The following is a 22,602-nucleotide window of genomic DNA, read 5'->3' on the forward strand; positions in this document are numbered from 1 at the left end:
CATAGGCCCGCCAGGCGGTGGCCTCTAGACTGGCGCCCAACCCCGTGTCGAGGGCCGCGCGCCATGGTACGCCAGTCGCAGGCGACCGACGATGCCCCCTCGGCCACACGCGCTCATTCGAACCCGTTTGCACAGGACTGTCCTTTATGAATCTGCACACCCTTGGCGTGATTGGCGCCGGCACCATGGGCAACGGCATCGCCCAGGTCTGCGCCCTGGCCGGTTTCGAGGTGACCCTGCTGGACATCAGCGCCAGCGCCCTGGAAAAAGCCCTGGCCACCATCAGCAAGAACCTCGACCGGCAGATCGCCAAGCAGACCCTGGCCGAAGAGCAAAAACACAGCGCCCTGGCCCGGATCCGCACCAGCACCGACTACGCCAGCCTGGCCGAGGCGCAGTTGGTGATCGAAGCCGCCACCGAGAACCTCGACCTCAAGCTGCGCCTGCTGCAACAGATTGCCGGCGTGGTCGGCGCCGATTGCGTGATCGCCTCCAACACCTCGTCGCTGTCGATCACCCAACTGGCGGCCAGCGTCAACGCCCCCGAGCGTTTTATCGGCCTGCACTTTTTCAACCCGGTGCCGATGATGGGCCTGATCGAAGTGATTCGCGGCCTGCAAACCAGCGACGCGACCCACGCCCTGGCCATGGACCTGGCCCAGCGCCTGGGCAAGACCGCGATCACCGCCGGCAACCGGCCGGGGTTTGTGGTGAACCGGATCCTGGTGCCGATGATCAACGAAGCGATCCTGGTGTTTCAGGAGGGCCTGGCCAGCGCCGAGGACATCGACGCCGGCATGCGCCTGGGCTGCAACCAGCCGATCGGCCCGCTGGCCCTGGCCGACCTGATTGGCCTGGACACCCTGCTGGCGATTCTCGAAGCCTTCTATGACGGCTTCAACGACAGCAAGTACCGCCCCGCCCCGCTGCTCAAGGAAATGGTGGCCGCCGGCTACCTGGGGCGCAAAACCGGACGCGGCTTCCATGTCTATGGCTGAGCGCTGCTCGCGTTTTGCCGAGAGCCGCGACAAGGCCCTGGAGCTGTTCGCCTGCAAGGGCTTCGGCCAGGTCGGCATGCGCGAGCTGGCGACTTACCTGGGGCTGACCCCAGGCTCGCTGTATCACCATTACCCGAGCAAGCAGCACTTGCTGCTGGACCTGATCGAAGAGTTCTACGAGGAGCTGCTGGCAACTCTGGAGCGCATCGAGCAGACACCGCGCTCGCGGCGCGGCAACCTGCAGCGGCTGATTCGCGCGCACCTGGAGCTGTACCGCGAGATGCCCTGGCATTTTCGCCTGGTGGAGCGCGACAGCAGTTGCCTTAACGACGATCAACAGCTGCGGGTGCGGCAGTTGCGCGAGCAATACGAACGCCAGTTGCTGCTGATGCTCGGCCGCCCGCGCCGCTTGAGCCCGGGCGCGCTGAAGGCGGCCGGGCATGCCATCGCCATTCTGCTCAACAGCGCCCCCAGCTGGCTGGCCCAGCAGGCGCTGGAGCCAGGCGAACGCGATGAGCTGCTGGAAAACCTGCTGACCGGGGCCATCGAGCGAGTGCTGGCGGCCAAGCCGAGCCTGCAGGTGGCGGTGGCCTGAAGCGGCCCCTCAGCGCAGTTGCAGCGGATCGACCAGGCCGGCGGCGATGGCCATGCCCACCAATTGCGGCAGGTTGTCGGCCTGCATGCGCTTCATCACCCGCGACCGGTACAGGTCGATGGTCTTGACGCTGACCCCCAGTTGCTCCGCCACCTCGCGGTTGCTGTACCCCTGCACCAGCGGCAGCATCACATCGTTCTCCCGTGGGGTGAGGCTTTGCAGGCGCGCCTGGACCGCGCCCAGGCCCGCGTCGGGCTGACGCTCATCGCTGTGGCTCAGGGCCTGTTGCACGCTGTCCAGCAGCAACTGCTCGTTGTAGGGCTTTTCGATAAAGTCATGGGCCCCGGCCTTGAAGGCGCGGACCACGATCGGCACATCGGCATGCCCACTGACGAAAATCACCGGCAGGCGCAACTCGCGGCTGCGCATCTCTTCCTGCACATTCAGCCCGCCCATGCCCGGCATGCGCACGTCCAGCAGCACACAGGCATTGAGCCGGCTGTCACAGGCGTCCAGAAACTCGCGGCCGCTGGTGAACGGCAGCGCCTTGAGGCCCACCGACTCCAGCAGCCAGACGGTGGAGTCGAGCATGCCCTGGTCATCGTCGACCACATACACCACCTGCTGCGCCACATTCGCCATGGCCTTACTCCTGTTGTTGTGAGGTTGCCCCGCTCAGCGCGGGGGCCGGCAAGCGGCAGCACATCTGCAAGCCGACCGCCTGGGGCCGGGCCTGCAACTCGCCGCCGAAGCCTTCGATAATGCTGCGGCTCATGGACAGCCCCAGCCCCAGGCCATTGGCCTTGCTGGTGTAGAACGGGGTGAAGATCTGCTGCAACTGCGCCTCGGAAACGCCCGGACCCTGGTCGCTGACACTGACCTGGACCCCGCCATCAGGCAGCCCCTGGGCGCCGAGGATGATCCGCGACGGCGCATCCGCGTGCACCTCGCGGTTGGCGTCGATGGCGTTGCGCAGCAAGTTGAGCAGCACCTGTTCGAGCAGCACCCGGTCGGCATAAATCGGCGGCAGATTATCCGGCAACTGCTGCTCGATCGTCACCTGGCAGGCACCGGCCTCCCAGGCGCACAGGCGTACGGTTTCCCGGGCCACTTCGCTGATGTCCAGCGCCTCCATGCGCCGCCGGCCCTTGCGCAAGAAGGCGCGCAGGCCCTTGATCACTTCGGCGGCGTGGGTGGCGTGGACCACGATCCGCTCCAGGCCCTGGGCCACGCGCTCGGCCGCCTGGGGCTGGCTACCCAGGGCTTGCAGGTAACGCTGGCTGGCGCTGGCGTAATTGACCACTGCGGCCAGCGGCTGATTCATCTCATGGGCGATGCCCGAGGCCAGTTCACCCAGGGTCACCAGGCGCGCGGTGTGGGCCAGTTCGTCCTGGTGGTGGCGTTGCTCGGCCTCGCGCAATTCGCGCTCGGTCAGGTCGTGGGCCACCAGGGAATAAAAGCGCTCGCCGCTGGCCGAGCGATGGGCCAGCAGCATCAGTGACACCGCCACCGATTGCCCATCGACCACGGGGTGCAGGCGAGTGTCGAGGCTCCAGCGGCCATCGCGCTCGGCGCAGGTCCAGCCTTCACGCTGCAGGCGCGCCAGGGCCTCGGGGGCCAGCAGGCGGTCGAGGTTGGGCATCTCCTGGCGCGCGGTCAGGCCCAGGGTGCGCCGGGCTGCCGGGTTGAGGTAGGTGACGGCGCCGCTGGGCTGGATAAACAGCACCGGGTCGGTATGGGCTTCCACCACCTCGGCCAGGCGGCGCTTGGTCTCCTCGGCCTGGACCCGGGCGGTGATGTCCCGCGACACGCTGACCACCTCCACCACCGCCCCGGTGTAGGTTTCGCGGATGGCCCGGCAGGCGGTCTCGAACCACAGGTAATGGCCGTCGCGATGGCGGATGCGGTAGGTCATGGTGTGATAGCCGTCCTGCTCCAGGGCATCGCGGGTGCGCTGCATCAGCCCGGCCAGGTCCTGGCTGTGGAACAGGCTGCGGGCCAGGCGCCCGCGCAGTTCTTCGGGCCAGTAGCCGAGCAGGGTAAAGGACGCCGGCGAGGCATCGAGGAAGCAGCCGTCGGGGGTGTGCCGGGAAATCAGGTCGGTGGTGTTTTCGGTGATCAGCCGGTACAGACGCCGGGCCCGGGCCGACTCGCGCTCGGCGTGGATCTGCGCCGTGGCCTCACGGCAGCGGGCCAGGACCCGTTGCCGTTGCGGGTCGGGGATAAAGCTCCAGAGCAGGATCCGCTCGCCCCACTGGGCCTCGACGTCTTCGATGGCCCGCTGCTGCTCCAGGCAGGCCCGCACCAGGGCCGGGTGGTTGACCGGCAACAGCGCCGACACCGTGCACGGCGCCGCTGTTTCCAGCCATTGCTCCAGGGCCGGGTTGAGGTCCAGGGGCTGCGCCTGGGCATCCAGCAGCACACTGGGTTGCGGGTCGTGGCCAAGCCAGGGCGTGTCCGTCAGCCGGCCTTCACGTTGCTGGCGCAACCAGCGGTTCAAGGGAGTGGAGCTGGGCATCGTCGATCAACCTGTGAGCCGGAGCAGCGAATTATGATTATAGTACAACTACTATACAACTCAGGTAGTACTTCCATACCAACCGGCAAACAGTATATAAAAGACCCCGGATAAGTCACCGAGCGCCGTTAAAAAAGCCTCGGTCCATAGAGCTAATAATCAGCCACCGGGTACCCGAACCATGTCCATCTACGAGCAAGGCCTTGCGCCGACTGCCGTCAATCACATCGCCCTCTCGCCCCTGAGTTTCATCGAGCGCACCGCCAGCGTTTACCCCGACTACCCGGCGGTGATCCACGGCTCGATCCGCCGCACCTGGGCCGACACTTACCGCCGCTGCCGACGCCTGGCCTCGGCCCTGGCCGGACGCGGCATCGGCAAGAACGACACGGTGGCGGTGATGCTGCCCAATATCCCGGCGATGCTGGAGGCGCACTTCGGCGTGCCGATGATCGGCGCGGTGCTCAATGCCCTCAACGTGCGCCTGGATGCCGAGGCCATCGCCTTTATGCTGGCCCACGGCGAAGCCAAGGTGCTGATCGCCGACCGCGAGTTCCATGACGTGGTGCAGGCGGCCATCGGCATGCTCGACCACCCGCCCCTGGTGATCGACCTCGACGACCCGGAATACGGCGAAGGCCAGGCAGTCAGCGAACTGGACTACGAGGCGTTCCTGGCCGAGGGCGACCCGGATTTTGCCTGGCAATGGCCGGATGACGAGTGGCAGGCGATCTCGCTGAACTACACCTCGGGCACCACCGGCAACCCCAAGGGCGTGGTCTACCACCACCGCGGCGCCTACCTCAATTCCCTGGGCAACCAGATGACCTGGGCCATGGGCAACCACCCGGTGTACCTCTGGACCCTGCCGATGTTCCACTGCAACGGCTGGTGCTACCCCTGGACCGTGACCGCCCTGGCCGGGGTGCATGTGTTCCTGCGCCGGGTCGACCCGCAGAAGATCCTCAACCTGATCCGCGAGCACCAGGTCACTCACCTGTGCGGCGCGCCGATTGTGCTCAATGCCCTGGTCAACATGCCGGACTCGGCCAAGGCCGCCATCGACCACCCGGTCAATGCCATGGTCGCCGGCGCCGCGCCGCCGGCCAAAGTGATCGGCGCCGTGGAAGAAATGGGCATCAAGGTCACTCACGTCTACGGCCTGACCGAGGTCTACGGGCCGGTGACCCTGTGTGCCTGGCACGCGGCCTGGGACGAGTTGCCCCTGGAGCAGCGGGCGCAGATCAAGGCGCGCCAGGGCGTGCGCTACCCGACCCTGGAAGGGGTGATGGTGGCCGACCCGAAAACCCTCGAACCCACGCCCCATGACGGCCAAACCATCGGCGAAATCTTCATGCGCGGCAACACGGTGATGAAGGGCTATCTGAAAAACCCCAGCGCCACCGCCGAAGCCTTCGAAGGCGGCTGGTTCCACACCGGCGACCTGGCGGTGACCCACCCCGACGGTTACGTGGAGATCCGCGACCGGCTCAAGGACATCATCATTTCCGGGGGCGAGAATATTTCCACCATCGAACTCGAAGGCGTGCTCTACCGGCACCCGGCGGTGCTGGAAGCGGCCGTGGTGGCCCGGCCCGATGAAAAATGGGGTGAGACCCCCTGCGCCTTTATCACCCTCAAGGCCGATCACCAGCAGGTGCGCGAAGCCGAGATCATCGCCTTCTGCCGCGAGCATCTGGCAGGGTTCAAGGTCCCGCGCAGCGTGGTCTTCACCCTGCTGCCCAAGACCTCGACCGGCAAGATCCAGAAATTCGTCCTGCGCGACATGGCCAAGGCGCTCTAGCGGCGCCTGCGACGCCAGGCTGATGACACTCGGCCTGGACCCTTTTGAAGCAGGCGGTTGCGGCCGCCTGCCCCGCCTGACACGAGGTTTTGTGCAATGCCCGAATTCAACGCTCCGCTGCGCGACATGCGCTTTGTCCTGCATGAACTGTTCGACGCCCCGGCCCTCTGGGCGCGCTTGCCGGCCCTGGCCGAGACGGTCGACGGCGCCACCGCCGACGCGATCCTTGAAGAAGCGGCCAAGGTCACCGGCAACCTGATCGCCCCGCTCAACCGCAGCGGCGACGAACAGGGCGCCCAATGGCTGGCCGGCCAGGTCTCCACCCCCGAGGGTTTCAAGCAGGCGTACCAGACGTACATCGCCGGCGGCTGGGTGGGCCTGAGCGGCAACCCGGCGTTCGGCGGCATGGGCATGCCGAAGATGCTCGCGGTGCAGTTCGAGGAGATGCTCTACGCCGCCAACTCAAGCTTCGCCCTGTATTCGGCCCTGAGCTCCGGTGCCTGCCTGGCCATCGACGCCCACGCCAGCGAGGAGCTGAAACAGCGCTACCTGCCCGCCCTGTACGAAGGCCGCTGGGCCGGCTCGATGTGCCTGACCGAAGCCCATGCCGGCACTGACCTGGGCATGATTCGCACCCGCGCCGAACCCCAGGCCGATGGCAGCTATCGCCTCAGCGGCAGCAAGATTTTCATCACCGGCGGCGATCAGGACCTGACCGAAAACATCATCCACCTGGTGCTGGCCAAACTGCCGGACGCACCGCCCGGGCCCAAAGGCATTTCGCTGTTTCTGGTGCCCAAGGTCCTGGTGGACGCCAACGGCGCCCTGGGCGCGGCCAACGCAGTGAGCTGCGGCTCCATCGAGCACAAGATGGGGATCAAGGCCTCGGCCACCTGCGTGATGAACTTCGACGGCGCCAGCGGCTGGCTGATCGGCGAGGCCAACAAGGGCCTGGCAGCGATGTTCACCATGATGAATTACGAGCGGCTGTCGATCGGTATCCAGGGCATTGGCTGCGCCGAAGCCTCGTACCAGAACGCCCGCACCTATGCCCGCGACCGCCTGCAAAGCCGCGCCCCGGGCGGGGCCCAGGCCAAGGATAAAAGCGCCGACCCGATCATCGTCCACCCCGATGTGCGACGCATGCTGCTCAGCATGAAGGCCATGACCGAGGGCGGCCGGGCCTTTGCCAGTTATGTCGGGCAACAGCTGGACCTGGCCAAGTTCTCCGACCAGGCGGCCGAGCGCGACAACGCCCAGGCCCTGGTGGCGCTGCTGACGCCGGTGGCCAAGGCGTTTTTCACCGACACCGGCCTCGACAGCTGCATCCACGGCCAGCAAGTGTTCGGCGGCCATGGCTATATCCGCGAGTGGGGCCAGGAACAACTGGTGCGCGACGTGCGCATCGCGCAGATCTACGAAGGCACCAACGGCATCCAGGCCCTCGACTTGCTGGGACGCAAAGTGGTGGGCAATGGCGGTGTGGCGCTGCGCCTGTTCACCAGCGAGATCCGCGCCTACGCCGTCCTGCCGGGCGCCGCCTACGCCGCGCCGTTGCTGGATGCGGTGCAACGCCTGGAAACCCTCAGCGACTGGCTGCAGCAGCAAGCCGCCCTCGACCCGAACGCGATTGGCAGTGCCTGCGTCGAATACCTGCACCTGTTCGGTTATGTGGCCTACGCCTACCTCTGGGCGCGCATGGCGCAGATTGCCGAGCATCGGCGCGCCGAGGACCAGGGGTTCTACAGCGCCAAGCTGGCCACCGCGAGCTTCTACTTCAGCCGCCTGCTGCCGCGCATCCTCAGCCTGGAACAGAGCATTCGCGCCGGCAGCAGCCCGTTGTTCGAATTGCCCGCCGAACAGTTCTAGAGCGCCATCCGGCGTCGGGCGCAAGGCCCGGCGCCTGCCCATGCAAATTAGTGCCGGGCACGGCATACTTGCGCCCCCAAAACACACCCAAGGAACGACTGTGTTGGCGCAAACCCTGATCGTGGCCAGTGCGGCCATTGTGCTGCTGCTCGGCAGCCTGCACCTGCTCTACACCTTTTTCAGCGACAAATTCGTGCCCCGAGATGCGGCCCTGACCGCGCACATGCAGCGCGTGTCGCCCGCGATCACCCGCCAAACCACCCTGTGGCGCGCCTGGGTCGGGTTTAATGCCAGCCACAGTCTGGGGGCGATGCTGTTTGGCGCCCTTTACGGCTACCTGGGCCTGCTGCACCTGCCAATGTTGCTGGACGCGCCGTTGCTGCTAGCCATCGGGCTGCTGTTTCTGGGAGCCATGCTGCTTTTGGCGCAACGCTACTGGTTCAGAATCCCGCTGGTGGGTATCGGTCTGGCGCTGCTGCTGTTCGCCGTCGGCACCGCGCTGTTGCTGGCCTGAGCCATGGCGTTGCTTTCCTTTATCAACCGAGCAGGTTCTATGCCCCGTCTGTTACCGCCTTCGTGGTTACGCCCGTATTACGCCCTGAGCGGGCTCACCGCCGCGATGATCGTGGCCCATTGCGTCTACTTCTGCTGGGAGCTGCTAACCCCTAGGGACATCGGCGGCACGCTGTTTGGCGGGTCCATAGGGTTTATCTGGATCGCCATGGGCTGGGCCCTGGCCTGCCTGGGCCTGATGCTGCTGGCCCTGCTGCGCCTGCCCGGAGCGCGCCTGGCGTGGTTTGCCGGTGGCCTTGTACAACTGTGCATTTCCCTGGGCTGGCGCCTGAACTTCCCGGATGATTTCGACGGCAACCTGCTATACAGCCCACCGCCGAAAAGTCTTGAACTGGCCATGTGGCTGGCGATCGGCTGGCTGGGCATCGGCTGGTTTTTCTATTGCCGCAAGCCGGCGCCGCGCCAACGGCCGCCGCTGACTCGGCGCAAGGGCGTGTTGCAGATGATCGCCGCCGGGGTGCTGCTGATCTACTTCCTGGGGTTGCCGCTGCTGGTGTTGCAGGTGCGCCTGACGGCTGATGACAAGCCGCTACGGCAGGTCTCGCTGGGGGTGGGGACGCAGGATAAAGCGCAGGGTCAGGCGGGGGGATCAGGTCACTGAGTGGTGCCAAGGGTTGCCGTTCGATTTTTCAGGGCGGCTTCGCGCGCCGACGCGAGCAAGCTCCCTCGCCACAGGGGGGTGTGGCGAGGGTCAGGCCGATCCAGGCTCCAGGCCCGTGGATGATAGTTCAGCGCGTGCTCGCCTTGAGTGCCGGTCGTTCCTTGCGCACCGGCAGGCAGGCGGCATAGGCCAGGGCCTCTTCCCGGGTACCGAAGGAACCCAGGCGGTCGCCCTGGGTGCAGACTCGCCAGGGCCCATTGTTCACGCTGAGCACGTCGTAGCCGTTGATATGCATTTTGTTCAGCATCGCAACGCTCATAGTCACCTCCTTATCGCCGCTCCGTCTCGACCGAGACCGAGCACATGGCCTGGACTACCTTACACCCGGCTGGTCGGGCCGTGCCCGCCAGACGTCGGGACGGCGCCGCTGCTGGCGCCTCACTTTTTCTTCAGGTTGGCCAGCGGATCGTAGGCCCGGGAGCGCTGCTCGGACGGGTCATCGTGATCGTCCAGTGGCGCCTTGGCCGGGCCGATGGGGTCGACTTGCGGGTCGGCCAGGTCCGGGGAGTCAGGGTCGAAACCCAGATCATCCTGACCTGAACCATGCTCGGACGATCGCGGCCCGGTGGGTGTTCTGGCACTCATGTGCACCTCCTGCTCAGGGCCCGGCAAAAGCGCCGGCCTACAGCTAAGAGCCCCCACGGCAACCAAGGTGCGAGGCAACTGACGAATGGCCGCCGAGGCTCATGGCGTCTCGGCCAGGCTCTCCAGGGCCAGGCTCTCCAGGCGCTGGCGCATACCGGCACTGGCCGCAGGCCCGGCCTGCACCGTGCACTGGTCCAGGGGCACCAGGCGCCCATCGGCCCTGTCTACCATCATCGGTTGCAGCGGGCGTCCGCTGCCGCGCTCGACAATCTGCACGCTCTCGCCCTCGGGGGCGTAATGGCGGTTGCCCCAGGCCACCAGGGCCAGCAGCACCCCAGCGAAATCCTCGCCCTTGGCGGTCGGCACATACTGGTAGCGCAGCGGGCGCTGGCTGTAAGCCTGGCGTTCGAGCAGGCCGTCCTCGACCAATGAGTTGAGGCGCCGGGTCAGCATGTTCGGGGCGATTTCCAGGCTGCGGGAAAACTCCTCGAAGCGCCGCAGCCCCTGCAAAGCGTCGCGCATGATCAGGATGCTCCACCACTCCCCTACCCGCTCCAGGCTCAGGGCAATCGGGCATTCGGCGTGGATCAGGGTCTTGCGCTGCATGGGGTCTCCTTGGACGAGCGGGCGGGGTGGGCCAGGACTTTTATCGCTGTGCCATGTTACTTTCATAATGATAGTTACGTCCATAAGACGCTTCCCCCCCCAAACGCTGAAGGAGCTGGACCCTCATGAACAAACGCATAGTCGTCACCGGCATGGGCGCGCTGACCCCACTGGGTTGTGGCGTCGAACAGATCTGGCAACGCCTGCTGGCCGGGCAATCGGGGATCCGTCGCCTGCCCGAGGAATTGATCGGCGACTTGGCGATCAGCATCGGTGGCCAGGTCCAGGACCGTGACCAGGACCCCGAGGCCGGGTTTGATCCCGACGCCCTGCTGGCGCTCAAGGAACAGCGCAAGATGGACCGTTTCATCCTGTTCGCCCTGGCCGCCGCCGAAGAAGCCCTGACCCAGGCGGGCTGGCATCCCGAAACCGCCGAGGCCCAGGAACGCACCGCCACCATCATCGCCTCGGGCGTGGGCGGTTTTCCGGCGATTGCCGAAGCCGTGCGCACCACCGACAGCAAGGGGCCGCGGCGCCTGTCGCCGTTCACCATCCCCTCATTCCTGAGCAATATGGCGGCCGGCCACGTGTCGATCCGCCATGGCTTGAAGGGCCCGCTGGGCGCGCCGGTCACCGCCTGCGCGGCCGGGGTCCAGGCGATTGGCGATGCAGCGCGAAGGATCCGCGCCGGTGAAGTCGATGTCGCCGTATGCGGTGGCGCGGAAGCCGCGATCCACCGGGTCAGCCTCGCCGGTTTTGCTGCCGCCCGCGCCTTGTCCAGCGATTACAACGACAGCCCGCAGCGCGCCTCGCGGCCCTTTGACCAGGCCCGGGACGGGTTCGTCATGGGCGAAGGCGCCGGCCTGCTGGTGATCGAAGAACTGGAACACGCCCTGGCCCGTGGCGCGACGCCGCTGGCGGAACTGGTGGGCTACGGCACCAGCGCCGATGCCTATCACATGACCGCCGGCCCGGAAGATGGCGACGGCGCACGCCGCTCCATGCTCCAGGCATTGCGCCAGGCCGGGGTACAGGCCGCGCAGATCCAGCACTTGAACGCCCACGCCACCTCGACCCCGGTCGGCGACAAAGGCGAACTGGCGGCGATCCAGGCGGTGTTCGGCCCAGGCAGCGGCCTGGCCATCAGCTCGACCAAATCCGCCACCGGCCACCTGCTGGGCGCCGCTGGCGGCATCGAAGCGATCTTCACCGTGCTCGCGCTGCGCGACCAGATCGTGCCCGCCACCCTCAACCTGGAAACCCCAGACAGCGCCGCCGCCGGCCTCGATCTGGTCAGCGGCCAGGCCCGTCCATGGCCCATGGAGTACGCCTTGTCCAACGGCTTCGGCTTTGGCGGGGTCAACGCCAGCGTGCTGTTCAAGCGCTGGGCTTAAGTCCTCGCCGAGTTGTCGTCCGCACTTGCGCGCGACGTTCCTGGAGCACCGGCACTGCGGCTCCACCCCAAGCAACGCCCGCCCTGCGCGGGCGTTGCGCATTCCGGGTATATCCATAGTGATAAAGGATATTGGTATATACCAGATTGCTCCCTTATAAATCGCCGCAATCAAACACAGTGCACGAGGCCGTCGAAGGCTTCGGGTTGGAGTCGAATGCGATGGTTTCTGTAAGGGTCATGCTGGAATATTTTCACCCCTGGCCGAATTCGGCCGGCCTGTATCTGGCGCGCGAACGTGGTTGGTATCAAGAAGCCGGGCTGGATGTGGAGCTGGTGGTGCATGACCCCTGGCGCGGCGACACCCTGGATCACTTGTTGGCCGGTGCCGTGGACTTCGGGCTGTTCCCCAGCAATCGCCTGCTGGTACGCCGGGCCCTGGGGCAGCCGTTGCAAGGCGTGGCCGCGATCAATCATCAGGGCCTGGAGTCGATCCAGACCCTCACCGACTCGGGAATCCGGCGCCCACGAGACCTCGCAGGTCGGCGTCTGGCGCTCAACCCCACACCGCGCGGCCTGGCCATGGTGCGGCACCTGGTGCGGGTCGACGGCGGCGACCCGGATGCCCTGGTCCTGGTGGACAGCGGCACCCGCGAACTGCGGCCCGAGCAACTGGCCGCCGGCATCGCCGATGCCAGCTTCGGAGGCTACTGGGCCTGGGAGGCCCTGATGGACAGCCCGATCGAGGCTGAACGGCGGGTGGTCTGGCCAGTCGACGAACTGGGCGCGCCGGCTTACCACAGCTACCTGCTGGGCGCCCACGAACAGACGTTGCAGGCCCGACCGGAGCTGACCCGAGCGTTCCTTGCGGCCAGTGCCCGGGGTTACCTGGCCGCCGCGGCGGACCCGGCCAGCGCCCTGCAGGCCTACGAAAACGTGACGCCTTATTTCCCTCGCGAACTGCTGGCGGCATCGCTGCACAAGATCGCCCCCACCTGGCTGCATGAGGGGGCCTGGGGCCGGCAACGGGATGAACTGCTCGAACCCTACGCCCACTGGCTGCACGCCAACGGGGTGCTGGACGATGCTCAGGCCTGGCGCCAGGCCACCAGCAATGCCTTCCTGCCGGAGCCAGTCTGATGACTGCGCTCAAGGCATTGACCGCCCACGGCCTGAGCCTCGAACCGGTGGCCGCCGACTGGCCAGCATTGCAGGCCGACGACGTCGAGCAGTTGCTGCGCGGCTACCCGCAACTGGGGTCGGTGCAGCGTATCGACTGGCACAGCCCCCGGCCGTTTTCCGCCGCCAGCCTGGTCCAGACCGACGCCGCGACCCTGTTCGTCAAACGCCATCACCAGAGTGTGCGCACCCCGGCCTGGCTCCAGGAAGAACACCGTTTCATGGCGCACCTGGGCCAGCGCGGCATCAACGTCAGCCCGGTGCTGGCGGACGCAAACGGCGCCACGGCCATCGCCCAGGGCCCATGGACGTACGAGGTGCACGCCCTGGCTGAAGGCCAGGACCTGTACCGCGACGCGTTGTCCTGGACGCCGTTTTTCAGCCAGCAACAGGCCTGGGCCGCCGGCCAGGCTCTGGCCCGCCTGCACCGTGCCGCCGAGGATTACCCGGCGCCCACACGCCAGGCCCGTGTCCTGCTGGCCAACTGCACAGTGCTCGCCGGTGGCGACCTCAGGTCCAGCCTCAACGCAGCCATCGCCCGCGATCCGGCGCTGGCCGATTACCTGGGGCAGCGTGACTGGCACGCGCACTTGCTGCCGCTGCTGCAACCCTGGCACCGCACCTTGCAGCCGCTGCTGGCACGCCAACCGGCACTGTGGACCCATAACGACTGGCACGGCTCCAACCTGTTGTGGAGTTCCAGCGCCAAGGATGCCGCCGTCAGTTGCGTGCTCGACTTCGGCCTGGCTGATCGCACCTTTGCCTTGTTCGACCTGGCCACGGCCATTGAACGCAACGCCATCCCCTGGCTGGAACTCGACCAGGGCGGCAGCGCCCGGGCCGCCCTCGGGGATATCGACGCCCTGCTCGACGGCTACGCCAGCGTCAAGCCGCTGTCCGCCCGGGACCTGCAGACCCTGGCCGCCCTGCTGCCGGTGGTGCATGTGGATTTCGCCCTGTCGGAAATCGCCTATTTCCAGGGCGTGGTGGGCTCCACCGCCAGTGCCGATGTGGCCTACCACGCCTACCTGCTGGGGCACCTGCACTGGTTTGCCGGCGATGCCGGTCAAGGCCTGCTGGAACACCTGCAACGCCTGGCCAGCCTGGGAGGTCATGGCCGATGAAACCGATCCTGATCAGTCCCACCGAATTGGCCGGGCATCTGGGCCAACCCCAGTGGCGGGTGCTCGACGCCAGCGTCGAATTGCCGTCGCCGCGCTTCGACCAGGACTACCGCGTGGCTAGCGGCCGCGAGGGTTGGCGCCAGGCCCATATTCCGGGCGCACTGCATGCCGACCTGCTGCATGACCTGGCCCTGCCCGAGGCCCCATTCAGTTTTGCCTGGCCCGGCCCGCAGGCATTGGCCAACGGCCTGGCCCGCCTGGGGATCGCCGCGAGCAGCCGCCTGGTGATTTATGACCGTGGCGACGGTTTCTGGGCCGCACGCCTGTGGTGGATGCTGCGCAGCGTGGGCATTCACGCCCAAGTGCTGGACGGCGGTCTCAGCGCCTGGCGCGATGCCGGGCTGCCACTGGAACAGGGTGAATCGACGCCGGTGCCGGTCGCTCCCCAGCGCCTGGAACAGGGCCCGGGGTTCTGGATCGAGCGCCAGGGCGTGCAGGCCGTGCTGGCTGGCGAGCGCCCGGGGCTGTTGATCTGCGCCCTGTCGGCCGCGCTTTTTCATGGCACCACGGCCAGCCGTTACGCCCGCCGCGGGCACCTGCCGGGCAGCCTGAACGTGCCGGCGCGCACCGTGTTCGACGCCCAGGGCCGCTACCTGCCACGCAGACAACTGCAGCAGGAACTGGGCAGCGACTTGCTCCAGGCTCCGGGCCCGCTGGTGCTGTATTGCGGCGGTGGTATTTCAGCGGCGGCGCTCGCGTTGGCGTTGACAAGGGTCGGACGCGACGACGTCCTCTTGTATGATGGCTCGCTTCAAGAGTGGGCCGCGGATTCAGACTTGCCAATGACCACCGGAGCAACTCCGGCCTGACGCCCTTAGGGCACTCATCGCTTTTTCCTGTCTTAACAGCACGGCTCCTTCCTGGAGCGCGCCTGGGCTACTGCGCCCGGCACGCGCCTGGCCCGGGATCGCAGTCGTCGAGGAGCTTTACATGGATACGCTTTACCGGACGGCCCGCCAAGGAGTGTCCGCCCCGCGGTTCGCACTGAACCTGCTGACCCTTGGCCTGCTGCTGGCCAACGCGATGCCTGCGGCCCAGGCCAGCGAAACCGAACTGCCGGCGGTGACCGTCACCGGCGAAGACACCTCGGGCTATCAGGCCCACAGCGCGTCGGTCGGCGGCTTTGAAGCCGCGCCCCTGCTTGAAACCCCGGCCTCGATCACGGTGATCAACGACGCCATGATCAAGGATCAGCAGGCCCGCCTGCTCAGCGAAGTGCTGCGCAACGATGCCTCGGTGGGCGATAGCTACGCACCAGTCGGCTACTACGAAAACTTCGTGGTGCGCGGCTTCTCGCTGAACGCCGCCAGCAGCTACAAAATCAACGGCCGCACCATCACCGGCGAACAGAATGTCGCCCTGGAAAACAAGCAGCAGGTGGAACTGCTCAAGGGCCTGGCCGGCCTGCAGAGCGGCATCAGTGAACCCGGAGGGCTGATCAACTACGTAACCAAGCGTCCGACCGACGTGCGCTCGGTGACGGTCTCCACCGACGATCGCGGCAGCGGCTACCTGGCCACCGATGTCGGCGGATGGTTCGGCAGCCAGCAGCAATTCGGCCTGCGCGCCAACGTGGCCCATGAAGACCTGCATTCCTACGTCGAGCACGCCAATGGCCAGCGCGACTTCGTGTCCCTGGCCTTCGACTGGAACATCAGCCCCGACGCCCTGCTGCAACTGGATGCCGAGTACCAGACCAAGGAACAGCGCTCGGTGCCGGGCTACCAACTGCTTGGCGGCACCCAGCTGCCGCACCACGCCTCGCCGAAAAAACTGCTGGCGCACCAGAGCGGCTCCAAGCCGGTCAGCAGCGAGGCGCTGAACCTCAATGGCAACTTCGAGTACCGTTTCAACGAACAGTGGAAAGGCAGCTTCAGCGCGTCGCGCAGCCAGGTGGTGATCGACGACTACAGTTCGTTCGCCTGGGGCGGCTGCACCGTCGGCTGCATCACCCCCGGCGTCGCCAACTACTTCAGCCCGGAAGGCGACTACGACATCTACGACTTCCGCAGCCCCGACGACACCCGGCGCACCGACGAAGCCCAGGCCATGCTCAGCGGCCGCTTCGACACCGCCGGCCTGGGCCATGAACTCAGCGTCGGCACCAGCGCCTTGCGCCGCGTGGTGGATAAACGCGAGCCGATCAACGAGTGGCTCGGCAGCGGCAACATCAACAGCGAACCGGCGGACCTGGCGCGCTACAGCGGCCCGCTCAACAAGTCCCACACCCGCCTCGACAGCCGCCAGTACGGGCTGTTCGTCAATGACCGGATCAGCTTCAACGAGCAATGGCAGACCGTGCTCGGCGGGCGCGAAGTGCGCCTGGACGAACAGGCCTTCGACCAAAACGGCAGCGACGTCCGCCATACCCAGCAATACGTGTTCCTGCCCGAGGCGGCGCTGATCTATAAACCGGCGCCCAACCTGGCGCTCTACACCCGCTACAGCAAGGGCCTGTCCCTGGGCGGCGAAGCGCCGTGGTTTGCCAGCAACAAATTTGAAATCCTGGCGCCCAGCGTGTCGCGGCAGATCGAGGCCGGGGTCAAGTATGACTGGCAGCGCATCAGCTTCGCCGCCGCGCTGTTCCAGCTGCGCCAGGCTTACCAGTACTCGCGGCCCAACGATGACGTCGCCAACTCCTTCACCTTCGTCCAGCAGGGCCAACAGAAAAACACTGGGCTGGAGCTCTCGGCCAATGGCTGGGCCAGCCAGCGCCTGCAGATTTCAGCGAGCGTGGCAGCGATCCGCGCCCGGGTCAGCGACAGTGGCACCGACGCCTATGACGGGCACCAGGCAATCAACGTCCCCAAGCTGCGGGCCAGCCTCTACGGTGACTACGCCCTGCCCTGGTTCGATGGCCTGGCAGTGCTCGGCGGCGTGCAATACAGTGCCCGCAAGTACGCCGACAACCTGGGCCAGGTGCAGACCGGGTCCTACGCCATCTTCAACCTCGGCAGCCGCTACAGCACTCGCATCGACGGCTACGACACGGTGTTTCGCCTGACGGTCGACAACCTGTTCGACAAGCGCTACTGGCGTGATGCCGGCGAATACATGGGCGATGCCTACCTGTTCCAGGGTGCGCCACTGACGGCCCGCCTGAGTGCTTCGATCAACTTCTGATTGCCCCCCTGACGTGTGAGTTAAGGAACCTGCTATGTCCGATCTCGAAATAGCTGCCGTCATCACCAACATCCTTGGCGTCTGGCTGACCGCCCGGCGGATCCGCTGGTGCTGGCCGGTCAACGTGCTTGCGGTGCTGCTGTACGGGTGGATCTTCTATGAGGCCAAGCTCTACTCCGACACCCTGTTGCAGGGCGTGTTCGTGGTGTTGCAGGGCTACGGCTGGTGGCGCTGGAGCCAGGGCGGCCTGGCCGACGGCAAGGTCCGGGTGGCGCGCCTGCCCCTGCGCGAAGGCCTGCTGGGCCTGTTGTGCGGCGCTATCGGCGCACTGTTGCTGGGGGCCGTGATGCACCGCTACACCGACGCTTCGGCGCCCTGGATGGACGCGCTGCTGACTGCCTTCAGCCTGGTGGCCAGCGTTTGGGCGGCGCGCAAATATGTGGTCAGTTGGTGGTTGTGGATCGTCCTCGACTGCCTGTATGTCGGCCTGTTCCTGTTCAAGGACCTGCGCCTGACGGCCGGGTTGTACGCAGGCTTCGTGGTGCTGGCGGTGTACGGCCTGCGTGCCTGGCAACAGGACCTGGCGCGCCAGGAACAACACGCGCGCCCCGTGTGAGCCCGCTCGACGGCTGGCAAGTCGATTGGTTAGTGTAGGCAGCCTATTGATGGCGCCGTTTGGCGCCATCGTCCTCTTCGCTTCGCCAACAGGCGCCAGACCGAATGCCCTTCGATCCCATCTCCCCCCACTACCAGCGGATCCGCGAGCAGATCGCCAGCGACATCGCCAATGGCGTACCCGAGGCCGATCAGAAATTCCCTTCCGAGCGCGACATGATCGAACGCTTCGGTTGCACCCGGGTCACCTTGCGCCAGGCCCTGCAGCAACTGGAAGCCGAAGGCCTGGTGTACCGCGAAAACCGCCGGGGCTGGTTCGTCAGCCCGCAGCGCATCCGCTATGACCCGACGCGCATCAGCGGCTTCATGGAATACGTCAGCGCCCAGGGCCGTACCCCGCGCACCGAATGCCTGCAGGCCGAACTGCGCCCGGCCGGCAGTTGGCTGGCACGGCGCATGGGCCTGGCTTCGGCCGACGAGCCCGTGTTCTACCTTCAGCGCCGGCGCTGGATCGACCGACGCCCGGTGCTTCTGGAGTTCAACGCGCTGCTCGCCAGCTGGTGCCCGGGCCTGCTCGACGCCGACTTGAACACCTCCCTCACCCGACTGCTGCGCGAACGCTTCTCGCGGGTGCAATCGCGCTGCGAACTGGACATGCACATCGGCACGGTCAACGAGCAACAAGCCGAACTGCTGCAACTGTCTCCCGGCTCCACCAGCGTCTACCTGGAGCGCCTGAACTTCGGCGAAGCGGATCAGCCGGTGGAGTTCGACCAGGAGTTCTGGCGCCCCGATGCCCTGTCGATCGTGATGCAGACCCGCTACCCGGGCACGGCCTGAAGCCACCCGGTACAGGGGCCCCGGGCAACAACGCGCCCTACCCATTGTGACGGGTGGCCGGCGCGCGGCTCAGCAGGCTGTCGACCCTGGCACTCGCGGCCTCGACTGAAGCGCAGTGCAACAAGGGGTAACCCCAGAACTTCTGGTAGCCGTCGGCGAAGGCCTCGACCCGGGCCTGGGCCTCGGCGTCCGGGGCAATCACGATACTGGCCTTGATCCAGCGGCGCAGCGCCTGCTTGTTCTGCTTCATCCACAGCGATGCCTGCTTGAGCGAAGCCTGGCTATCCTCTTTCGGTTGCGGCTGCTCGCCCGGCACGTCGGCGGTGACCAGCACAAAGGGCTGCTGGCGTTGCAGCAAGGCGTCGAGCTGGGCGAATGGATCGTCCTGGCCCACGGCTGGGCGGTAGTGCAACCAGACCAGGGGAAATTGGCGGTGATCGATGATCATGGGAGGCTTCCTCGGCAACTGACAAACAAGAATATCTATCATCTGCAAAAGCCAGATTGACCGCATCGTTCAACCTGGACAACTCATTGATCAATCCAGCCATCTTCCATCAGGGGACTGCACCAGTGGCCTGGCCCGCTCCTGACAGAAACTGACACCAAACCCGGTTAGGCTGACGGCGACTTCAGGCTACTCGACGCCTGAAGCAGGCCCCCATGAGAAGGACACTCCGATGACACGCTCCATCACCATCCTCAGCGAGAATTTTGCCGATTGGGAAACCGCCCTGATCAACTCCACGGGCCGCGGTTACTTCGGTTTCCAGACGCGTTTTGCCACCCCTGGCGGCGCGGCGGTGACCTCCTCCGGCGGCATGCGCATCCTTCCTGACCTGGCGATCGAGGCCATCGACCTCGATGAACTCGATCTGTTGATCGTATGTGGCGGCACGGTCTGGCAGTCCGAGCAGGCCCCGGACATCAGCGCCCTGATCAGCACCGCCCATGCTAAAAACCTGATCGTCGCCGGCATCTGCGACGGCACCCGGGTCCTGGCCCAGGCAGGCGTGCTGGATGCGGTGCGCCACACTTCCAACTCGGCAGAAAACCTCTTGGCCCTCAATTATGCGGGAGCCGCCCACTATCAGGATGTGCCCTATGCCGTGGCCGACCAGCGTGTCGTCACCGCCCCGGGCACCGCACCCGTGAGCTTTATGGCGCAGATCCTGCGGGTCGCGGGCATCCACGATGAACGCCTGGACGCCTACCTGGCGATGCACGCGGCAGAGCACAGTCACCCTGGCTGAAAATCAAAAAAAGCGTGCTCTAATGGCGCCCTTTTTTCAGCTAACCGGACCCCGCCCATGGCTGCCCAACGCATTCGCCCACTTGCCCTCTGCGTCTTTCACCACAACGGCAAAATCCTGGTCAACCAGGCGTACGACAAGGTCAAAGAGCAGCATTTCTTCCGCCCGATCGGTGGCGGCATCGAGTTCGGTGAGCTGAGTGCACAGACGGTGGTCAGGGAGGTCCGTGAGGAACTGGGCGTGGCCATCAGCGGCGTTCGGCTGCTGGGCACTCTGGAAAGCCTGTTTATGTACGACGGCACCCAGGGTCATGAAATCGTGCAGATCTACGACGCCGACTTCGACGACTCCAGCCTCTACCAACAGCCTCACCTCAATGGCCATGAAACCGACGGCATGGCCTTTACCGCAAGCTGGCATGACAGCTCAAGCTTCACCCACCAGGCGCCACTGGTGCCCGTGGGGCTGTACGAGCTGCTGAAGAAGGCCGGGCTGCTCGACTGAGCCCGCGCTGCTTCAGATATCCAGGCGCGGGTAGCGGCTACCTGTCTCGGGATTGCGGATCTTGTGCAGGCGATACAGCGCCTGCTCCTTGAGCACCTGGTCCTCGGACTCGGCAAACGCCTTGATCACCGCCACCGCCTCGCTGGTGCCAATCGCCCGTAGCGCCCAGAAGCACTTCTTGTAGTAGGCGCCATAGTCGTCGTATTCCAGGTACTCCAGGAGCGGCTTCAACAACACCGCCTGGCGCAGGAACGGCACGCTGCCAGGGTCGGCGGCCTGCTGCAGCGACCAGATGATTTCTTCATGGTCCTCGTGGTCGGTCATGATGAGGCGTTCGCAGGCCTCCTTCAGTTGCTTGGCGTCCATGGGGCGTAATCCGCAAAGCAGGCGCGAAATTGCGACCGCGGGCCAAAATACAACAGAGTGGGCGTGCGGCGCGATCTTCCGGGCCGTGCAACGTCCCGGCCCGCAGATGAACGTCACAGGTCCATAAAGGTCGAAACCTTTATGAAGACGCTGCTGATACGGGCGAGAGTCAAGATGTCGTGATCAGCGATAAGCGGATTCAGACGCAGCGAAGCACTCTGACAATCGAGTACTTCGCCTGATCGAGCGAGCACCCCAGATGTTCCGGGTGCCGCCCGCTTAACGAAGGAGACACTCAATGGTTACCCACTACAAGGTCGCAGGGCACCTTGCCTGCGGCCACCACGGCACCCACCTGGTCTCAAGCTCCGAACTGACCCGGGTCAAATGCCGTAGCTGCAGAAATACCGAGGCCTACAAACAGGCCCGCAAGGATGAGCGCAACGCCACCCGTCGCGCCGCCCGCAAAGCCAGGGCCACCCACACCGCCAATGATTGGCGCGCCGCATGGCGAGAAAGACTGACCGCCATGAAGGGGCCGCAACGCTTGCCCCGGGGCTTTGCTTCGCAGCCGTTTGTCTAAACATTCGGGGCTGCAGATCCAGCCTTTCCACTGCGCAGCAATGACCTGAGCACTGATCCGCCAAAGCCCGCCGAGTGCGGGCTTTGTTGTCCATGCAAACCCTGCAGTTGCCTGTCTGTACGAATTTCCAGTAACGCCCAGAGCCGCGCAAATAGTAGCCTCAACCACCCACACGGCGTCTTGCTCACCTGCATGCCCTTCAGCGCATGCACGCTGCTTTGATCAGGGACGGCCATCAGAAAATAGCGCACGCGCAGAGCTGGAAACGAAGTCGGGTGGGGCACGTTAATTGCAAAAAAATAACCATAACGAGAGCACGAACAACGAGTCGCGCTCCTTTCGCCTGATGTGCAGTTCAGAGGTCGCCCTTGCATGGATCTTTCAAAACTTACCCCGTCCCTGGAGTTTCAGGACCAGCGGCTGAAGTATCTCTTTCTCAGCTATCAACTAGGGTCCATGCGCGCTGCGGCAGACCAACTGGGGATCGCCCCATCGTCGGTCAGCCGGCAAATAAATTTACTGCAGACAGAGCTGAGCATCGATCTGATCGAAGCCGGCACTCACCGCATTCGCCTGACCGAAGCGGGCCTGGTCACCGTGGATTACTACCGTGCACGGGCGAGCCAACATGAGGCGCTGCTCAACCGGCTGGACGATTTGCGCGGCCAGCATTTGGGCAAGACAGTGGTGGCCGTGGGTGAAGGGCTCTTCGGTGCGCAGCTGATCGGCAAACTGCAGAGTTTTTTCAAATCCTACCCGGGCCTGCGCACCGAGATCCTGATTGCCCCGACCCTTGAAGTTCAGCACATGGTGATGGAAGACCAGGCGCAGATCGGCGTGCTCTTCGCCCCCCATCCCAACCCTGCATTGCGCCGCCAGTTCGGTATCAAGCAGCCGCTGCGGGCCATCGTCCACCCTGATCACCCGCTGGCCCGACAGCCATCCATTACCCTGGAACAACTGGCGAGCACCCAGCTGGTATTGCCCAACCACGGCTATCGGGTACGGGAGTTGGTCACCCTGTCGTGCAAGGGCAAGCCGTTTGAAATTGAACCGGCAATCACTGCCAACTCACTGCAGGTGATCATCGACTTCGTCAAAGCCAACATGGCCAGCACCCTGCTGGCCGAGGTGATGATCCTGCCGGAGCTCAAGGCCGGAACCCTGGTGGCCCTTGAGGTGGAGTGCCCGGAGATGAACAGCACCGAGCTGCAGATCATTCGCCGCCAGTCACGCAAACTGCCCCCCGTCACCCAGGAGCTGATCCGCCACCTGGCGCGTTCAATCAGCAAATTGAGCAACGCCGGCTGAACCGGAACCACAAAAAAGGCGGAACGTAGAAACCGTTCCGCC

Annotated in this window: 24 protein-coding genes; 17 read left to right on the top strand and 7 right to left on the bottom strand. The window is 65.4% G+C overall.

The features are described from left to right. The first annotated feature begins 146 nt into the window (after positions 1–146). Both MF4836_RS32550 and MF4836_RS32555 read left to right on the top strand, forming a co-directional pair. Entirely contained in the window at positions 147–998 is an 852-nt protein-coding gene (locus MF4836_RS32550; RefSeq protein ID WP_078473804.1) for a 3-hydroxybutyryl-CoA dehydrogenase, read from the top strand. Then, positions 985–1,593, top strand: coding sequence for a TetR/AcrR family transcriptional regulator (locus tag MF4836_RS32555; protein WP_178103003.1), 609 nt, complete (start codon positions 985–987; stop codon positions 1,591–1,593). The genes MF4836_RS32550 and MF4836_RS32555 overlap by 14 nt, the downstream gene beginning before the upstream one ends. A gap of 9 nt (positions 1,594–1,602) precedes the next feature. Here the strand turns inward: MF4836_RS32555 and MF4836_RS32560 are convergent, their stop codons facing one another. Both MF4836_RS32560 and MF4836_RS32565 read right to left on the bottom strand, forming a co-directional pair. Beyond that, on the bottom strand, positions 1,603–2,235 hold the full coding sequence (locus MF4836_RS32560) for a response regulator transcription factor (protein ID WP_078473806.1): 633 nt from the start codon (positions 2,233–2,235) through the stop codon (positions 1,603–1,605). Positions 2,236–2,239: 4 nt separating this feature from the next. Further along, a complete protein-coding gene (locus MF4836_RS32565; RefSeq protein WP_078473807.1) occupies positions 2,240–4,111 on the bottom strand; it encodes a PAS domain S-box protein in 1,872 nt (623 codons plus the stop codon). A 181-nt stretch (positions 4,112–4,292) separates the two neighbouring features. Between MF4836_RS32565 and MF4836_RS32570 the strand changes: the two genes are divergently transcribed. The 4 genes from MF4836_RS32570 to MF4836_RS32585 all read left to right on the top strand — a co-directional run bounded on the left by MF4836_RS32570 (position 4,293) and on the right by MF4836_RS32585 (position 8,958). Beyond that, the gene (locus MF4836_RS32570; RefSeq protein WP_078473808.1) at positions 4,293–5,915 is read left to right on the top strand and encodes an acyl-CoA synthetase; all 1,623 of its coding nucleotides are present in this window, start codon (positions 4,293–4,295) and stop codon (positions 5,913–5,915) included. A 96-nt stretch (positions 5,916–6,011) separates the two neighbouring features. Next, positions 6,012–7,784, top strand: a complete 1,773-nt coding sequence (locus MF4836_RS32575) for an acyl-CoA dehydrogenase C-terminal domain-containing protein (RefSeq protein ID WP_078473809.1) — start codon at positions 6,012–6,014, stop codon at positions 7,782–7,784. A gap of 100 nt (positions 7,785–7,884) precedes the next feature. After that, complete coding sequence (locus MF4836_RS32580; protein ID WP_078473810.1) at positions 7,885–8,298, top strand: LIC_13387 family protein; 414 nt, start codon at positions 7,885–7,887, stop codon at positions 8,296–8,298. Between the two features lie 39 nt (positions 8,299–8,337). Further along, the gene (locus tag MF4836_RS32585) at positions 8,338–8,958 is read left to right on the top strand and encodes a hypothetical protein (protein ID WP_153050291.1); all 621 of its coding nucleotides are present in this window, start codon (positions 8,338–8,340) and stop codon (positions 8,956–8,958) included. A 127-nt stretch (positions 8,959–9,085) separates the two neighbouring features. Here the strand turns inward: MF4836_RS32585 and MF4836_RS32590 are convergent, their stop codons facing one another. The 3 genes from MF4836_RS32590 to MF4836_RS32600 form a co-directional block, all read right to left on the bottom strand. After that, entirely contained in the window at positions 9,086–9,277 is a 192-nt protein-coding gene (locus MF4836_RS32590; RefSeq protein WP_078473812.1) for a DUF2188 domain-containing protein, read from the bottom strand. Between the two features lie 119 nt (positions 9,278–9,396). Further along, positions 9,397–9,603 carry a DUF6021 family protein gene (locus MF4836_RS32595; protein ID WP_078473813.1) on the bottom strand — a complete coding sequence of 69 codons (207 nt, stop codon included), beginning with the start codon at positions 9,601–9,603 and terminating at the stop codon, positions 9,397–9,399. Positions 9,604–9,702: 99 nt separating this feature from the next. Next, positions 9,703–10,209, bottom strand: coding sequence for a winged helix-turn-helix transcriptional regulator (locus MF4836_RS32600; RefSeq protein ID WP_078473814.1), 507 nt, complete (start codon positions 10,207–10,209; stop codon positions 9,703–9,705). A 125-nt stretch (positions 10,210–10,334) separates the two neighbouring features. Here MF4836_RS32600 and fabF point away from each other — a divergent pair, with 125 nt between their 5' ends. From fabF to MF4836_RS32635, 7 genes are all read left to right on the top strand, one after another. Beyond that, positions 10,335–11,603: a beta-ketoacyl-ACP synthase II gene (gene fabF / locus MF4836_RS32605; protein WP_078473815.1), complete on the top strand. Its 1,269-nt coding sequence runs from the start codon at positions 10,335–10,337 to the stop codon at positions 11,601–11,603. Between the two features lie 221 nt (positions 11,604–11,824). After that, on the top strand, positions 11,825–12,742 hold the full coding sequence (locus tag MF4836_RS32610; protein WP_078473816.1) for an ABC transporter substrate-binding protein: 918 nt from the start codon (positions 11,825–11,827) through the stop codon (positions 12,740–12,742). After that, positions 12,742–13,905, top strand: a complete 1,164-nt coding sequence (locus MF4836_RS32615; RefSeq protein ID WP_078473817.1) for a phosphotransferase enzyme family protein — start codon at positions 12,742–12,744, stop codon at positions 13,903–13,905. Before MF4836_RS32610 ends, MF4836_RS32615 begins: the two co-directional genes overlap by 1 nt. Next, on the top strand, positions 13,902–14,774 hold the full coding sequence (locus tag MF4836_RS32620; protein ID WP_078473818.1) for a sulfurtransferase: 873 nt from the start codon (positions 13,902–13,904) through the stop codon (positions 14,772–14,774). The genes MF4836_RS32615 and MF4836_RS32620 overlap by 4 nt, the downstream gene beginning before the upstream one ends. Before the next feature lie 121 nt (positions 14,775–14,895). Further along, positions 14,896–17,088, top strand: a complete 2,193-nt coding sequence (locus MF4836_RS32625) for a TonB-dependent siderophore receptor (RefSeq protein WP_078473819.1) — start codon at positions 14,896–14,898, stop codon at positions 17,086–17,088. A 34-nt stretch (positions 17,089–17,122) separates the two neighbouring features. After that, a complete protein-coding gene (gene pnuC, locus MF4836_RS32630) occupies positions 17,123–17,704 on the top strand; it encodes a nicotinamide riboside transporter PnuC (protein ID WP_078473820.1) in 582 nt (193 codons plus the stop codon). Positions 17,705–17,808: 104 nt separating this feature from the next. After that, positions 17,809–18,543, top strand: coding sequence for a UTRA domain-containing protein (locus MF4836_RS32635; RefSeq protein ID WP_078473821.1), 735 nt, complete (start codon positions 17,809–17,811; stop codon positions 18,541–18,543). A 37-nt stretch (positions 18,544–18,580) separates the two neighbouring features. Here MF4836_RS32635 and MF4836_RS32640 read toward each other — a convergent pair whose 3' ends face one another. Next, on the bottom strand, positions 18,581–18,991 hold the full coding sequence (locus MF4836_RS32640; RefSeq protein WP_078473822.1) for a hypothetical protein: 411 nt from the start codon (positions 18,989–18,991) through the stop codon (positions 18,581–18,583). A 232-nt stretch (positions 18,992–19,223) separates the two neighbouring features. Here MF4836_RS32640 and MF4836_RS32645 point away from each other — a divergent pair, with 232 nt between their 5' ends. Beyond that, a complete protein-coding gene (locus MF4836_RS32645; RefSeq protein WP_078473823.1) occupies positions 19,224–19,796 on the top strand; it encodes a type 1 glutamine amidotransferase family protein in 573 nt (190 codons plus the stop codon). A 57-nt stretch (positions 19,797–19,853) separates the two neighbouring features. Beyond that, on the top strand, positions 19,854–20,300 hold the full coding sequence (locus MF4836_RS32650) for an NUDIX hydrolase (RefSeq protein ID WP_078473824.1): 447 nt from the start codon (positions 19,854–19,856) through the stop codon (positions 20,298–20,300). A 12-nt stretch (positions 20,301–20,312) separates the two neighbouring features. On the opposite strand, the gene MF4836_RS32655 is transcribed toward MF4836_RS32650, so the two are convergent. After that, a complete protein-coding gene (locus MF4836_RS32655; protein ID WP_078473825.1) occupies positions 20,313–20,666 on the bottom strand; it encodes a hypothetical protein in 354 nt (117 codons plus the stop codon). Between the two features lie 298 nt (positions 20,667–20,964). Here MF4836_RS32655 and MF4836_RS32660 point away from each other — a divergent pair, with 298 nt between their 5' ends. Together MF4836_RS32660 and MF4836_RS32665 are read left to right on the top strand one after the other, a co-directional pair. Beyond that, positions 20,965–21,249, top strand: a complete 285-nt coding sequence (locus MF4836_RS32660) for a hypothetical protein (RefSeq protein ID WP_078473826.1) — start codon at positions 20,965–20,967, stop codon at positions 21,247–21,249. A gap of 372 nt (positions 21,250–21,621) precedes the next feature. After that, positions 21,622–22,560 carry a LysR family transcriptional regulator gene (locus MF4836_RS32665; RefSeq protein WP_238596243.1) on the top strand — a complete coding sequence of 313 codons (939 nt, stop codon included), beginning with the start codon at positions 21,622–21,624 and terminating at the stop codon, positions 22,558–22,560. The last annotated feature ends 42 nt before the right edge of the window (positions 22,561–22,602 follow it).

The organism is Pseudomonas sp. MF4836, assembly GCF_002018875.1.
Taxonomy (GTDB): domain Bacteria; phylum Pseudomonadota; class Gammaproteobacteria; order Pseudomonadales; family Pseudomonadaceae; genus Aquipseudomonas.

Excerpts from the sequence above, each read along its gene's own strand:
- MF4836_RS32665 (WP_238596243.1), top strand. The coding sequence starts at position 21,622 with ATGGATCTTTCAAAACTTACCCCGTCCCTGGAGTTTCAGGACCAGCGG.
- MF4836_RS32610 (WP_078473816.1), top strand. The coding sequence starts at position 11,825 with ATGGTTTCTGTAAGGGTCATGCTGGAATATTTTCACCCCTGGCCGAAT.
- MF4836_RS32585 (WP_153050291.1), top strand. The coding sequence starts at position 8,338 with ATGCCCCGTCTGTTACCGCCTTCGTGGTTACGCCCGTATTACGCCCTG.
- MF4836_RS32660 (WP_078473826.1), top strand. The coding sequence starts at position 20,965 with ATGGTTACCCACTACAAGGTCGCAGGGCACCTTGCCTGCGGCCACCAC.
- MF4836_RS32550 (WP_078473804.1), top strand. The coding sequence starts at position 147 with ATGAATCTGCACACCCTTGGCGTGATTGGCGCCGGCACCATGGGCAAC.
- MF4836_RS32620 (WP_078473818.1), top strand. The coding sequence starts at position 13,902 with ATGAAACCGATCCTGATCAGTCCCACCGAATTGGCCGGGCATCTGGGC.
- MF4836_RS32615 (WP_078473817.1), top strand. The coding sequence starts at position 12,742 with ATGACTGCGCTCAAGGCATTGACCGCCCACGGCCTGAGCCTCGAACCG.
- MF4836_RS32595 (WP_078473813.1), bottom strand. The coding sequence starts at position 9,603 with ATGAGTGCCAGAACACCCACCGGGCCGCGATCGTCCGAGCATGGTTCA.
- MF4836_RS32565 (WP_078473807.1), bottom strand. The coding sequence starts at position 4,111 with ATGCCCAGCTCCACTCCCTTGAACCGCTGGTTGCGCCAGCAACGTGAA.
- MF4836_RS32560 (WP_078473806.1), bottom strand. The coding sequence starts at position 2,235 with ATGGCGAATGTGGCGCAGCAGGTGGTGTATGTGGTCGACGATGACCAG.
- MF4836_RS32650 (WP_078473824.1), top strand. The coding sequence starts at position 19,854 with ATGGCTGCCCAACGCATTCGCCCACTTGCCCTCTGCGTCTTTCACCAC.
- MF4836_RS32625 (WP_078473819.1), top strand. The coding sequence starts at position 14,896 with ATGGATACGCTTTACCGGACGGCCCGCCAAGGAGTGTCCGCCCCGCGG.
- MF4836_RS32645 (WP_078473823.1), top strand. The coding sequence starts at position 19,224 with ATGACACGCTCCATCACCATCCTCAGCGAGAATTTTGCCGATTGGGAA.
- MF4836_RS32575 (WP_078473809.1), top strand. The coding sequence starts at position 6,012 with ATGCCCGAATTCAACGCTCCGCTGCGCGACATGCGCTTTGTCCTGCAT.
- fabF (WP_078473815.1), top strand. The coding sequence starts at position 10,335 with ATGAACAAACGCATAGTCGTCACCGGCATGGGCGCGCTGACCCCACTG.
- pnuC (WP_078473820.1), top strand. The coding sequence starts at position 17,123 with ATGTCCGATCTCGAAATAGCTGCCGTCATCACCAACATCCTTGGCGTC.
- MF4836_RS32655 (WP_078473825.1), bottom strand. The coding sequence starts at position 20,666 with ATGGACGCCAAGCAACTGAAGGAGGCCTGCGAACGCCTCATCATGACC.
- MF4836_RS32640 (WP_078473822.1), bottom strand. The coding sequence starts at position 18,991 with ATGATCATCGATCACCGCCAATTTCCCCTGGTCTGGTTGCACTACCGC.
- MF4836_RS32555 (WP_178103003.1), top strand. The coding sequence starts at position 985 with ATGTCTATGGCTGAGCGCTGCTCGCGTTTTGCCGAGAGCCGCGACAAG.
- MF4836_RS32590 (WP_078473812.1), bottom strand. The coding sequence starts at position 9,277 with ATGAGCGTTGCGATGCTGAACAAAATGCATATCAACGGCTACGACGTG.
- MF4836_RS32600 (WP_078473814.1), bottom strand. The coding sequence starts at position 10,209 with ATGCAGCGCAAGACCCTGATCCACGCCGAATGCCCGATTGCCCTGAGC.
- MF4836_RS32570 (WP_078473808.1), top strand. The coding sequence starts at position 4,293 with ATGTCCATCTACGAGCAAGGCCTTGCGCCGACTGCCGTCAATCACATC.
- MF4836_RS32635 (WP_078473821.1), top strand. The coding sequence starts at position 17,809 with ATGCCCTTCGATCCCATCTCCCCCCACTACCAGCGGATCCGCGAGCAG.